Here is a 12,004-nt window from a genome sequence, read left to right as displayed (position 1 = left end):
TTCAAGGCGACGACCGCCTTCTTGGGATCGGTGACGACCGGGGTGAGCAGATGCGGGATGCCGTCATAGACGGAGAGCTCGAGCATCTTGGGATCGACCATGATCAGGCGGCACTCCTCCGGCTTCAGCCGGTAGAGGATCGACAGGATCATGGTGTTGATGGCGACCGACTTGCCCGAGCCGGTGGTGCCGGCGACGAGCAGATGCGGCATGCGGGCGAGATCGGCGATGACCGGCTCGCCGCCGATGGTCTTGCCGAGGCAGAGCGCGAGCTTGTGCTTGGTCGCCTCGAAATCCTGGCTGGCAAGCAATTCGCGCAGGAAGACGGTCTCGCGGCGGGCGTTCGGCAGTTCGATGCCGATCGCGTTCTTGCCCTGCACCACCGCAACACGCGCCGACACCGCGCTCATCGAACGCGCGATGTCGTCCGCCAGGGAGATCACGCGGGAACTCTTGATGCCGGGGGCGGGCTCGAGTTCATACAAGGTGACGACCGGCCCCGGGCAGGCCTGGACGATCTCGCCGCGGATGTTGAAATCCTCCAGAACCCCTTCGAGCAAGCCGGCATTCTGCTGGAGCATCTCGACCGGCATGGTCTCGGCCTGCTCCTGTGGCGGCTCGGCCAAGAACTCGATCGGCGGGAGCTGGAAGCCGGCATCCTGCACGACCGGCAACTCGACAAGGCGGAGCTTGGCCCGGAACGGAGTGACCTTGGCGGATTCGAGCGCGACCGGCTCGGGACGGACGGCTTCAGGCTTGGCGGCCTCGGGCTGAACGGGCTTGGGCAGAACAGGCCTGGGCTCGACCGAAGGCTGGGTGCTGCGCGCCAACGGCACGCCGGGCTTTGCCGCAATCACGGGTTCGTTCGTAATCGGAGCCTCATCCTCGACCACAGGCGCCTCAGTGGCCGGCATCTGCCAGGACGGCGTCGCGATCTGGAAGCTCACCTGATAGCTCTGCCCCCAGCCGAAACCGGACCAGGCCGGCGCGACGACCGGAGCCGTCATCGCGAGCGGCGCGGCCGAGCGCATACCGACTTGCGGCTCTTCGAAAGCCATGACCGGGGCATAGGCCATCGCTTCCGCCGTCATCGACGGAGCAGCGGCTTCAAATGCGAAATCGGCATCGTCGCGCTCGGCCTCGGGCACGCATTCCCAGAAGGCGTGATCCGAGATGAAATCGAGCGGTGTCGCGACATCCTGTGCCGGGTAGGCAGCACTCTCCGCAGGGGCCTCGAAACCCATTTCAGCGGGCTTCATCTCGTCGACGAAGGCGTTCTCATCCGCGTCGAAGGTCAATTCGACATCGGCCAGCTCGTCGATGACGGGCTCGGGCATCGGCTCGGTGCCGGGCGCGCCCCAGACCTGCCGGATCAGGTGATCCGGCGTGCGCCAGAAGCGGACGCGGCTTTCCCCCGGAACAGGAGCGTCCGGAGACAGGCTGATGTCGAATCGCTGCCCGAGGACCGGCGAGGCGGAGAGCTCCCGCTCGGCCTGAGCGAGCTTGCGCTGGGCATCGACGGAGCGCGAGGGACGGACATAGGTCGGCCAGAGACTGGACGATGCCGGCTCGTTGCGAAGCGGCTCTGCGACAGCGGTTTCCGGGGTTGCGGACAGTGCGGTCTGCTGTGGTTGAGCGAGGCGATGATCCTCGGAAACGACGGCGTTCGCGCGGCGGAGACGATCCAGTTTTTGCATGGGCTTAGGCGAACACTACGCTTCGTTAACCTGAGCCCCAGTCCTAGCCCGGCAGGGTTAAGAGACCGTTCCGGCAGCCTCCTTTTCGGTGTTCGAAGCTGGCGCGCTCAAGCTCCCTGCGACGATCAGAGCACTTCTTTTTCCGGCGTGCTCCTTGCCGCATCGTCGTCCTGCAGCACACGCCAGGCGGCGCCTTCGAGATCGGCGAACTGGCCGGAGCGCATGCACCAGAAGAAGGCGCCAAGCCCGAGCAGGCCGAGCCCCAGCGCGAGGGGAAACAGGATGACGATGATGTTCATGCCTCTGCCTCCGGTGATGCCTTGCGGCCACGTGCGCGCAGGGCGTTGAGGGTCACCACCAGCGACGAGCCCGACATGGCGACGGCGGCGACCAGCGGCGTCGCCAGCCCGGCAATCGCGATCGGCACCGCCACCGCATTGTAGAGCACGGCGAACCACAGGTTCTGCAGCATCAGCCCGCGCGCCTTGCGGGCGATACCGAGCGCGGCCGCGACGGGCGCGAGGCTGTCGCCGAGGAAGACGATATCGGCCGCCGCCTGCGCGAGATGGGTGGCGCTGACCGGCGAGAGCGAGACATGCGCGCCTGCCAAGGCCGGCGCATCGTTGAGCCCGTCTCCGACCATCAGCACCTTGCGACCGTTGGCCGCCATGCTGTCGAGAAGGTTGAGCTTGTCGGCCGGCAGCAGCCCGGCCTGGACATGCGCGATGCCGAGCGCGGCTGCGATCGGCGCGACCGCTTCCAGCCGATCGCCGGAGAGGATCGCGATCTCCAGACCTGCCGCGCGCAAAGCGTCGATCGTCGCGCGCGCATCAGGGCGCAGGCTCTGCCCGAGCGCCAGGACCGTACGATAAGAGCCATGGCGATAGGCGATCAGCGAAGCGCCCGGATGCTGCGCCTTGACCGAAATCGCCTCTGCTTCGGTATCACAAAAGGAGATGCTGCCGAGGCGCTGCTCGTCATCGCCCTCTCCCGCCGACAGGCCGTGCCCGCGCTCCTCGCGAACATCCGTTCGCGGAGAGGCGGCGCCGAGCGCGCGGGCCAAGGCTTGCGCCAGCGGGTGGGTACTGGCTGCTGCGAGTGCTCCGATCTCGGCCCGTCGTTCCGCCGCCAGCGCCTCGGGATTGAGGATATCGGGCTCAGGCAGGGTCAGCGTTCCCGTCTTATCGAAGACGGCGATATCGGCCTCAGCGAGGCGCTCCAGCGCATCGCCTTCCTTGAGCATGATCTTGCGCTTGAACAGGGCGGAGGCTGCGACGACCTGCACCGCGGGAATCGCGAGGCCGAGCGCGCAGGGGCATGTGATGATCAGCACGGTGGCGGCGATCAGCAAGGCCTCCGGCCAGGCGAGCCCCCAAACGAGCCAGCCGAGGAAGGTCGCGGCTGCCAGCGTATGGACCACCGGCGCATAGAGCCGCGCCGCCCGGTCCGACAAATGGACATAGCGCGAGCGGCTGCCGACGGCCTGATTCATCAGCCGGTCGATCTCGTCGAGCAGCGTGCCCTGGCCTGCCGCCTCGACGCGGATGGTCAGAGTGCCTGTGAGATTCAGCGTGCCTGCATGGACACGTTCGCCCTGCCCGATCGCGGCCGGCGCGGTCTCGCCGGTGACGAGGCTTTGATCGAGTTCGGAGCTGCCGGTCTCGATGATACCATCGACCGAGACGCGCTCGCCCGGGCGGACCAGGACGCGGTCCCCGGGTTGGATTGCGGCAATCGGCGTGATCGTCCAGCTGCCATCCTCCGCAAGCCTTGTCGCGGTCTCGGCCTTGAGAGCGGCGAGATTGCCGGCGAGGTCGCGGGTGCGGCGGCGCATCAGCTGGTCGAGATAGCGCCCGATCAGCAGGAAGAAGAGCAGCATCACCACGCCGTCGAAATAGGCGTGGCGGCCATGGGTCCAGGTTTCCGCGACGGACATGACCAGCGCCAGCACAACGCCGATGGTGATCGGCACGTCCATGTTGACGGCGCCGGCCTTCAGGGCGCGCAGCGCGCTCTCGAAGAAGGGCCGGCCGGCATAGGCCGCCGTCGGCAGGGCGATCAGCGCCGACAGCCAATGGAAGAAATCGCGCGTCGTCGGGTCGATATCGCCGCTATTGCCGGCCCAGACCGCGACCGAGAGCAGCATGATGTTCATCGAGGCGAAGCCGGCGACGCCGAGCCGGCGCATCAGACTGCGCTCTTCCGCGACAGCCCCGTCCTCCTGACGCTCGGCGATGAAGGGATAGGCCTTGAAGCCGAGCGCGCCGAGCTTGTCGACGACCGCCTCCGGTCGCAGCAGCGCCTCGCGCCATTCGACCGAGACGCGTTTCAGGGCGAGATTGACGCGGGCGCCGAGGATGGCCGGCTCGCGACCTAGCCCGCTCTCGATCGCCTGCATGCAGCCGGCGCAGCGGATGCCGTCGACCGCCAGTTCCATGCTGGCGATGCCGCCATCGCGATGACGCACGAACACCGAGAGATCCTGCGCCGCCATCTTACGTCTCCGGCAGGATGATGCGGCTGCGGGAGACGAAAACGACCTCCTCGCCGCGCTTTGCCTGCAGCTCCAGTATCCAGGAACCGGCCTCGACACGGTCGAGATCGGCCTCATAGCGGCCAGACTGGCGCTCATTCAGCGTGACGGCGTGGTCGCGTGCAGAGGTGGCGGGGTGACGCAGGCGCGCCGTTGCCGTGAAGCCGGAGAGAGGTCGGCCGGCGCGGTCCTCCAGGGTGACGCCAAGCGCGGCGCCCTCGCCTTGCCGGGCGAGCGCGACCGCCGCCTTCCAGCCGCGCGCGTCACGCTCGTGCTGGCGGGCGATCTCCGCGTTGAAATGCTGGCTGGTCTCGTAGGCGCTCTTGGTCTCGACGCCCGGCATCGTGCGCAGCGCCACGGTGAGGATCGTCGCATTGACCGAAACGATGACGCCGAAGAACAGCACCAGCATCGCCGCGACCATTCCGCCGGTCAGCTTGAAGTGGCGGCGCGGGCGCGGGGCGGCAGGGGTGTCGCAGGACATCAGGAAAACTCCGCAGCAGCTCATGGTTTGGCTCCGGGCGCCATGAAGTGGTCGGCCGCGCGCACGGTCTCCCCGGCGAAGAGATCGGAAGCAGTGATGGTGATGGCCTGCGACGCTTCCAGCGGCACGCCGGCCGGGACGGTGACGAGCACGCGCACCTCGCGCGAGGCATCCGGATCGACGGTCACGACCGGCCTGACATCGGCGGTTGGCGCCACGCCGACGGCCTCGATGCGGATGCCGGGCAAGCCGTCGACGGTCAGCGCGAAGGGACGGGTTTCCGGGCGCTTGTTGAGCAGCCGGACCGCGTAGGCATTGCGGATCGAGCCGTCGCTTAGCGTCACGAAAAGCGGCGCGCGCTCGTGCAGCACCGAGATATCGGCCGTGCGGCGCGTCGCGAGCTGCCAGAGCATGGCGCCGCCGACGACCACGATCAGCGCCGCATAGATCGCCGTGCGGACCCGGAACGGGCGGTAGATCGCCTTCAGGCCGGCCATCCGCCGCTTGACGTTGGTCTCGGTGTCATAGGCGATCAAGCGCTTGGGGCGATCGACCTTGGCCATGACGGTGTCGCAGGCATCGATGCAGAGCCCGCACTGGATGCAGTCGAGCTGGGCGCCGTCGCGGATGTCGATGCCGACAGGGCAGACCGCGACGCATTGATGGCAGTCGATGCAATCGCCGGCCGGCGCGCCCTGCGCCTTGAGCTTCAGGCCCTGCTTGACCGAGACGCGCGGCTCGCCGCGATCGTAGCGATAGGTGACGTTGAGCGCCTCGTCGTCGGTCAATGCCGCCTGGATGCGTGGCCAGGGGCACATGAACTTGCAGACCTGCTCGCGCATGATGCCGGCGAGCGTGTAGGTCGTGAAGGTCAGGATCGCGATCCAGACATAGGCCGAGAGTGGCGCGGTGAAGGTCGCGAGTTCGCGCACCAGCGTCGGCGCATCGGCGAAATAGAGCACCCAGGCGCCGCCGGTCCACCAGGCGATGATGATCCAGACCGCGTGCTTGGCGCTCTTGCGCCAGAGCTTGTCCGCGCTCCACGGAGCCTCGTCGAGACGCATGCGCTCGCGCCGGTCGCCCTCGAAGAAGCGCTCGACGGCGAGGAAAAGGTCGGTCCAGACCGTCTGCGGGCAGAGATAGCCGCACCAGACCCGGCCGGCGAGGGCGTTCATCAGGAAGAGGACGAAGGAAGCCAGGATCAGCAGGCCAGTGAAGTAGTAGACTTCCTGCGGCCAGATCTCGATGAAGAAGAAGTAGAAGCGGCCATTGGCGATATCGGCCAGCACAGCCTGGTTGGGCAGGTGCGGGCCGCGATCCCAGCGCAGGAACGGCAGCAGGTAGTAGATGCCGAGGCACAGGAAGAGGATGAACCACTTTGCGCGCCGGAACGGGCCGGACACGCTCTGCGGATAGACCTTCGCCGACGCCGCGAAGAGCGGCAGGTCGTCGGGATCGGCCCCGGCCGTGCTCACGCTACTGCCCTCCCCCCAGCGAGTGGACGTAGACGGTCAGCGCCTTGATCGTCGTCGCATCGAGGCGCCCGCCCCAGGCCGGCATCACGCCATTGCGGCTGTTGGCGATGGTCTCGGTGAGCGAGGCCATGTCCATGCCGTAGAGACTGATCGCGTCGCTGAGGTTCGGCGCGCCCATCTCCACGTTGCCCTTGCCGGCCTCGCCATGGCAGGCAGCGCAATTGTCGGCGAAGAGCTTGCGGCCGAGTGCGAGATTGGCCTTGGGCTCGGTTGGGAGGCCGGCAAGCTCGCGGACATGATTGGCGACGGCATTGATCTCGTCGCGCTTGAGCATACCGTCGCGGCCGAAGGCCGGCATCTGGCTGACCCGCGTCTCGTCATTGCCGGTGGCACGGATGCCGTGGAGGATGGTCTGCTGGATCGCGTCGAGCGAGCCGCCCCAGAGCCAGTCGTCGTCGTTCAGGTTCGGATAGCCCTTGGCACCGGCGCCGCCGACGCCGTGGCAGGCGGCGCAATTATCGCCGAAGGCGGCCTTGCCCTGTGCCATCGCGATCTGGAACAGGGTCGGATCGGCCTTGATCTGCGCCGGCGTGGCCTCCGTCATCCCGGCAGCCTGGACCGCGCGCTGCGCCTTGAGCTGCGCCATGTCGGCGCTGATATCGGCGCGGCTCGCATAGCCGATCACGCCCTTGGTTGTGTCGGTCAGGAGCGGCCAGGCAGGGTAGACGACCCAGTAGCCGATCGACCAGACGATGGTCGCGTAGAAGATACCGAGCCACCAGCGCGGCAGCGGCGTGTTGAGCTCGCGGATGCCGTCCCATTCATGGCCGGTCGTGGCGATGCCGGTATGGGGATCGATATGCGGGGCGTCGTGGTTCTTCTGGTCCATGATCAGTCCTCGCGCAGCGGATTGAGCGCGGCTTGCTCGAAGCGGGCGCGGTTCTTCGGCCAGAAGGCGTAGACGCAGACGCCGAGGAAGACGGCGACGAAGTAGAGAAGGCCGACGGACTGGGCGAAGCCGGCGAGCCAGTGATAGGTCGTTTGCATGGCAGCCTCGCTCAGCGGATGTTGGCCTTGTCGTCGTAGAGCTTGAAGTCGACGAGCGTGCCGAGCGCCTGGAGATAGGCGACCAGGGCGTCGGCCTCGGTGATGCGCTGCGGATCGCCGTCGAAATCGCGCGACTGCGCCTTGGGATAGCGCCTCTCCAGATCGGATTGGCCGGGATGGTCCGGCGTCGCCTGCGCTTTCAGGTCGCTGCCGGCCTGCGCGATCATCTCGTCGCTATAGGGCACGCCGCCGGCGCGGTTGGCCCGCAACTCGTCGGCGATGTCGCTGTATTTCAGCTCGGTCTTCGCCAGGAAGGGGTAGCCCGGCATGATCGATTGCGGGACGACCGCGCGCGGCTCGGTGAGATGCGCCCGCTGCCACTCGTCGGAATACTTGCCGCCGACGCGGGCGAGGTCCGGCCCGGTGCGCTTGGAGCCCCATTGGAAGGGCTTGTCGTACATGCTCTCGGCCGCGAGCGAGTAATGCCCGTAGCGTTCGACCTCGTCACGCAGCGGCCGGATCATCTGGCTGTGGCAGTTGTAGCAGCCCTCGCGGACATAGATCGCCCGGCCGGCGAGCTCGAGCGGGGTGTAGGGGCGCATGCCCTGCACGGTCTCGATCGTGTTCTTCAGGTAGAACAGCGGCGCGATCTCGACGAGGCCGCCGATCGAGATCACCAGCAGCGTGCCGAGGACCAGGACGATCGAGTTGGTCTCGAAGATCTTGTGCTTGGCCCAGAGCGACTTGCGCGCGGACTTGTGTTCGATGCTCGTCATTCTGGAAGCTCCTCAGACGGCCATGGCCAGCGGCGCTGGCGCCTCGTCGGTGCGCGGCATCTCGGCCGCACTCTCGGAGCGCACGGTCATCCAGAGATTGAAGGCCATGATCAGCGCGCCGAGCAGGAAGAGCGCGCCGCCCAATGCGCGGATCACGTAGAAGGGATGCATCGCCGCGACGGTCTCGATGAAGGAATATTCGAGGAAGCCGAGCGCGGTGTAGGCGCGCCACATCAGGCCCTGGAGGATGCCGGAGACCCACATCGCGCAGATGTAGAAGACGATGCCGAGCGTCGAGATCCAGAAATGCCAGCTCACCAGCTTGAGCGAGTAGAGCCCCCGACGGTTCCAGAGCCAGGGCACAAGGCAGTAGATCGCGCCGAAGGAGATATAGGCGACCCAGCCGAGCGCGCCGGCATGGACGTGGCCGATGGTCCAGTCGGTATAATGCGACAGGCCGTTGACCGCCTTGATCGACATCAGCGGCCCCTCGAAGGTGGCCATGCCGTAGAAGGCGAGTGAGACCACCATCATCCGCAGCACGGGGTCGGTGCGCAGCCGGTCCCAGGCGCCGGACAGTGTCATGATGCCGTTGATCATGCCGCCCCAGGAGGGCATCCACAGCATGATCGAGAAGGTCATGCCCAGCGTCTGCGCCCAGTCTGGCAACGCGGTGTAGTGGAGATGGTGGGGACCGGCCCAGATATAGATGAAGATCAGCGCCCAGAAGTGGATGATCGAGAGCCGGTAGCTGTAGATCGGCCGCTCCGCGCGCTTGGGCACGAAGTAGTACATGATCGCGAGGAAGCCGGCGGTGAGAAAGAAACCGACCGCGTTATGGCCGTACCACCACTGGAACATCGCATCCTGCACGCCCGACCAGAGGCCGTAGGAGCGCGGCGACAGAAGCGAGACCGGCACGGCGACGTTATTGCCGATATGCAGGACCGCGATGGTCAGGATGAAGCCGAGATAGAACCAGTTCGCCACATAGATATGCGGCTCCCGGCGCTTCATCACCGTGCCCAGGAAGACCAGGAGATAGACGACCCAGACGATGGTCAGCCAGAGATCGGCATACCATTCCGGCTCGGCGTATTCCTTGCCCTGGGTGATCCCCAGCAGGTAGCCGGTGCCGGCGATGACGATGAAGAAGTTGTAGCCGAGCACGACGAACCAGGGCGACAGCGTTCCGGCCAGCCGCGCGCGGCAGGTGCGCTGCACGACATAGAAGGACGTGCCGATCAGCACGTTGCCGCCGAAGGCGAAGATCACCGCCGAGGTGTGCAGCGGCCGCAGACGGCCGAAGTTGATCCAGGGCAGGTCGAAATTGAGAACCGGGAAGGCGAGCTGGAGCGCGATGATGAGGCCGACCGCGAAGCCGGCGATGCCCCAGACCATGGCGGCCACGGTCGCGAACTTGACCGGCTCCATGTTGTAGTTGGGCTTGCCGTCGACTTCCTGCGGCTCGACCGCAACGCCGCCGTCGAAGCAGCGGTTGGCGATCAGGATGATGCCGACGACGGAAGCCAGGACGCCGAGCATGGCGTGGAAGGCGTAGCCGGAATTCTCGGTCAGCGCCGCGATGATGATCAGGGGCAGCACGCAGGCCGCCGCGATCAGCATCCCCAACAATTCGCCGACCGTCGCCTGCCTGACAGGGCTTGCCGTTGCCGTCACCTTCTGACCCCGCTTCGTCGCCGGCGCATGAGCGCGCCATTCGCATGAGACTTAGCGAGCGGGGGACGGAGGGGCGTTGATTCAGGTCAAGGGCAGCGGCGCACCGGGTGCGGCGCCGCGGCGCAGGCTCAGGCCGCGACGGCGCTCATGCGCTCGGGGTTCATCACGCGCACGCCGCCCGGGACGATCAGGATCGTCTTGTCCTTGGCGAGGCGGGTGAAGGTGCGGCTGACGGTCTCGATGGTCAGGCCGAGGAAGTCCGCGATGTCCTGCCGTGTCATCGGCAGGGGCACGGTGACCGAGGGCTTTCCGAGGCGCGCCCAGCGCTGCTGCATGCCGAGCAGGAAGCAGATCAGCTTCTCCTCGGCGGTACGCCGGCCCAGCAGCATCATCTGCTCATGGGCGAGCGTCAGCTCATGCGTCGCGAATTCGTGCAGGCGCTTCAGCAGATGCGGCTTGGCGTCGACCAGCGCGGTATAGGCGCCGCGCGAGAAGGCGCAAGCCGAGACCTCGCCGATCGCATCGGCCGAGAAGCCATAGGCGTCGCGCATCGCGAGCCCGAGGAAGTCGCCCGGCAGCGCGAAACCCACCACCTGACGGCGACCGTCGGAGAGAAGCTTGTAGAGGCGCACGACGCCGGCCGTGACGTTGTAGACCGAGTGCGCCTCGCGCCCCTGCGTGAACAGCGTCTCGCCCGAGGCGAAATGCGTGGGGTGCGCCAGCGATTCCAGCAGCGCCAGCTCGTCGTCGGAGAGCGACGCGCAGACGCTGACAAGACGCACCATGCAGCTGCGGCAATTGCCTTCACCGCGGTGCGCAGCGCTACAGGCCGAAGGATGACAGTTCACGATCGCATCTTCCCACTTATCGGAAAGACCATAACCGAGGCGGGCAAGGTCACAAAGCACGCTCGCCGCCAGAGCCCGCGAAATTGATCCAGATCAATGCGACGACAGGCCTCACGCAACCACCGTGCGCCCCTGAATTCGGGAGAAACCGCACGTGACGGGCGATGATATCTTCGAGGTCGCGCGCATCGCGCCGGCCGGCGCCGACACGGTCTTCAACCTCGTCGCCATGCTGCATCCGGAGGTGACGCCGGAGGGCTGGGCCGAGTTCGTGCGCGACCATTCGCAGGATGGCGTAAGGCCACGCGGCGTCTTCGCGCTGCGTGACGCGCGCGCCATGCCGCATGCGGTCTTCACCTTCCGCGTCGCGCAGACGATCGCGGGCGGGGCCGCGCTGGAAATCTCGGAACTCGCGATGCTCCGGCTGCCGGGCACGCATCTGGTCAACGCGCTGCTGCGCTTCGCCAACCAGCTCGCGGTCGAGCTCGACCTGCCGCGGATCGCGATCTCGCTGGAGCGCTCGGCCGCCTGGCCGCAAGACCATGACGCGCTCCAGCGCTCGGGCTTCCAGATCGACCGGATGATGGTGCTGGGCCGGGCGCAACTGGCGCCGACAGCCCCTAATTGACCTGCCTCAAACCGGCAGGCCGCTCCGATCAGCGGCCGTTGGCCTTCCGCCAGGCCACGAAATCGACCTTGGTCTGCTCCTCCGTCGCCGGATAAAGGCCGAGGATCGAGCGGCCCTTGAGGACCTCCTCGGTGACGAAATCCTCGAAGGCTGTCATCTCGACGGCCTCAGTCGCGACCTCGTCGGCGAGATGGGCGGGGATGACGATGACGCCCTCGGCATCGCCGACCACGACATCGCCTGGGAAGACCGCGACATCGCCGCAGCCGATCGGCACGTTGATGTCGATCGCCTGATGCAGGGTCAGGTTGGTCGGGGAGGACGGGCGGTTGTGATAGGTCGGGAAGGGCAATCCCGCGATCTCGTAGGAGTCCCGGAAGCCGCCATCGGTGACGACGCCGGCAACGCCGCGCTTCATCAGGCGCGAGACGAGGATGCCACCGGCCGAGGCCGCGCGCGGGTCCTTGCGGCTGTCGATCACCATCACGGCGCCGGGCGGGCAATCCTCGACCGCCTTGCGCTGCGGGTGGGCGCGGTCCTGGAAGACCGAGAGCTGATTCAGATCCTCGCGCGCCGGAATGTAGCGGAGCGTGAAGGCCTCGCCGACCATGGTTCCGGCGCCGGGGTTGAGCGAGCGGACATCCTGGATGAACTGGTTGCGCAGGCCGCGCTTGAACAGCGCCGTGCAGAGCGTGGCGACGGAGACCGTGCGCAGCTTCTCGCGGGTTTCCGGCTTGAGACTGGGCATGCGTTCACCTTCCGACGTCCGTGGCTCCCCGCCGGGTGGCAGGCAAGGGAGAGGTTCCCGCGATCCGACCCGCTTTGTAAAGGCAGCG

The 12,004-nt window shown here is 66.9% G+C and carries 12 protein-coding genes; 1 reads left to right on the top strand and 11 read right to left on the bottom strand.

The features are described 5' to 3' along the window. The 10 genes from AC3WMA_RS24670 to AC3WMA_RS24625 all read right to left on the bottom strand — a co-directional run. Nucleotides 1-1,697, bottom strand: a 1,697-nt coding sequence (locus tag AC3WMA_RS24670; protein ID WP_492287902.1) for a DNA translocase FtsK, incomplete at its 3' end; no start/stop codon positions are given. 125 nt (nt 1,698-1,822) lie between these two features. Further along, nucleotides 1,823-1,996: a cbb3-type cytochrome oxidase assembly protein CcoS gene (gene ccoS, locus AC3WMA_RS24665; protein ID WP_492287901.1), complete on the bottom strand. Its 174-nt coding sequence runs from the start codon at nt 1,994-1,996 to the stop codon at nt 1,823-1,825. Further along, nucleotides 1,993-4,191: a heavy metal translocating P-type ATPase gene (locus AC3WMA_RS24660; protein WP_492287900.1), complete on the bottom strand. Its 2,199-nt coding sequence runs from the start codon at nt 4,189-4,191 to the stop codon at nt 1,993-1,995. The genes ccoS and AC3WMA_RS24660 overlap by 4 nt, the downstream gene beginning before the upstream one ends. Before the next feature lies 1 nt (nt 4,192). After that, nucleotides 4,193-4,714: a FixH family protein gene (locus tag AC3WMA_RS24655; protein ID WP_492287899.1), complete on the bottom strand. Its 522-nt coding sequence runs from the start codon at nt 4,712-4,714 to the stop codon at nt 4,193-4,195. Nucleotides 4,715-4,734: 20 nt separating this feature from the next. Further along, nucleotides 4,735-6,189: a cytochrome c oxidase accessory protein CcoG gene (gene ccoG, locus AC3WMA_RS24650; protein ID WP_492287898.1), complete on the bottom strand. Its 1,455-nt coding sequence runs from the start codon at nt 6,187-6,189 to the stop codon at nt 4,735-4,737. A 1-nt stretch (nt 6,190) separates the two neighbouring features. Next, nucleotides 6,191-7,078 (bottom strand): cytochrome-c oxidase, cbb3-type subunit III, encoded by an 888-nt coding sequence (ccoP, locus tag AC3WMA_RS24645; RefSeq protein ID WP_492287897.1) that lies wholly within the window; start codon nt 7,076-7,078, stop codon nt 6,191-6,193. 2 nt (nt 7,079-7,080) lie between these two features. Further along, nucleotides 7,081-7,236 carry a cbb3-type cytochrome oxidase subunit 3 gene (locus tag AC3WMA_RS24640; RefSeq protein WP_055728507.1) on the bottom strand — a complete coding sequence of 52 codons (156 nt, stop codon included), beginning with the start codon at nt 7,234-7,236 and terminating at the stop codon, nt 7,081-7,083. An 11-nt stretch (nt 7,237-7,247) separates the two neighbouring features. After that, a complete protein-coding gene (ccoO, locus tag AC3WMA_RS24635; RefSeq protein WP_492287896.1) occupies nt 7,248-8,012 on the bottom strand; it encodes a cytochrome-c oxidase, cbb3-type subunit II in 765 nt (254 codons plus the stop codon). A gap of 12 nt (nt 8,013-8,024) precedes the next feature. Then, a complete protein-coding gene (gene ccoN / locus AC3WMA_RS24630; protein ID WP_492287903.1) occupies nt 8,025-9,638 on the bottom strand; it encodes a cytochrome-c oxidase, cbb3-type subunit I in 1,614 nt (537 codons plus the stop codon). A 182-nt stretch (nt 9,639-9,820) separates the two neighbouring features. After that, nucleotides 9,821-10,477 carry a helix-turn-helix domain-containing protein gene (locus AC3WMA_RS24625; protein WP_336813198.1) on the bottom strand — a complete coding sequence of 219 codons (657 nt, stop codon included), beginning with the start codon at nt 10,475-10,477 and terminating at the stop codon, nt 9,821-9,823. 217 nt (nt 10,478-10,694) lie between these two features. On the opposite strand from AC3WMA_RS24625, the gene AC3WMA_RS24620 reads away from it, so the two are divergent. Next, nucleotides 10,695-11,168 (top strand): hypothetical protein, encoded by a 474-nt coding sequence (locus AC3WMA_RS24620; protein WP_492287895.1) that lies wholly within the window; start codon nt 10,695-10,697, stop codon nt 11,166-11,168. A 28-nt stretch (nt 11,169-11,196) separates the two neighbouring features. On the opposite strand, the gene AC3WMA_RS24615 is transcribed toward AC3WMA_RS24620, so the two are convergent. After that, nucleotides 11,197-11,916 (bottom strand): ribonuclease activity regulator RraA, encoded by a 720-nt coding sequence (locus AC3WMA_RS24615; RefSeq protein WP_492287894.1) that lies wholly within the window; start codon nt 11,914-11,916, stop codon nt 11,197-11,199. Between the last annotated feature and the right edge of the window lie 88 nt (nt 11,917-12,004).

This window comes from Allobosea sp. FW305-C-101 (genome assembly GCF_058783685.1).
Note: the sequence above shows the minus strand (reverse complement) of the source record. Positions and strands in the feature narration are given on the sequence as shown.

Excerpts from the sequence above, each read along its gene's own strand:
- ccoS (WP_492287901.1), bottom strand. The coding sequence starts at position 1,996 with ATGAACATCATCGTCATCCTGTTTCCCCTCGCGCTGGGGCTCGGCCTG.
- AC3WMA_RS24660 (WP_492287900.1), bottom strand. The coding sequence starts at position 4,191 with ATGGCGGCGCAGGATCTCTCGGTGTTCGTGCGTCATCGCGATGGCGGC.
- AC3WMA_RS24655 (WP_492287899.1), bottom strand. The coding sequence starts at position 4,714 with ATGTCCTGCGACACCCCTGCCGCCCCGCGCCCGCGCCGCCACTTCAAG.
- ccoP (WP_492287897.1), bottom strand. The coding sequence starts at position 7,078 with ATGGACCAGAAGAACCACGACGCCCCGCATATCGATCCCCATACCGGC.
- AC3WMA_RS24640 (WP_055728507.1), bottom strand. The coding sequence starts at position 7,236 with ATGCAAACGACCTATCACTGGCTCGCCGGCTTCGCCCAGTCCGTCGGC.
- ccoO (WP_492287896.1), bottom strand. The coding sequence starts at position 8,012 with ATGACGAGCATCGAACACAAGTCCGCGCGCAAGTCGCTCTGGGCCAAG.
- ccoN (WP_492287903.1), bottom strand. The coding sequence starts at position 9,638 with ATGCTGATCGCGGCGGCCTGCGTGCTGCCCCTGATCATCATCGCGGCG.
- AC3WMA_RS24625 (WP_336813198.1), bottom strand. The coding sequence starts at position 10,477 with ATGGTGCGTCTTGTCAGCGTCTGCGCGTCGCTCTCCGACGACGAGCTG.
- AC3WMA_RS24615 (WP_492287894.1), bottom strand. The coding sequence starts at position 11,916 with ATGCCCAGTCTCAAGCCGGAAACCCGCGAGAAGCTGCGCACGGTCTCC.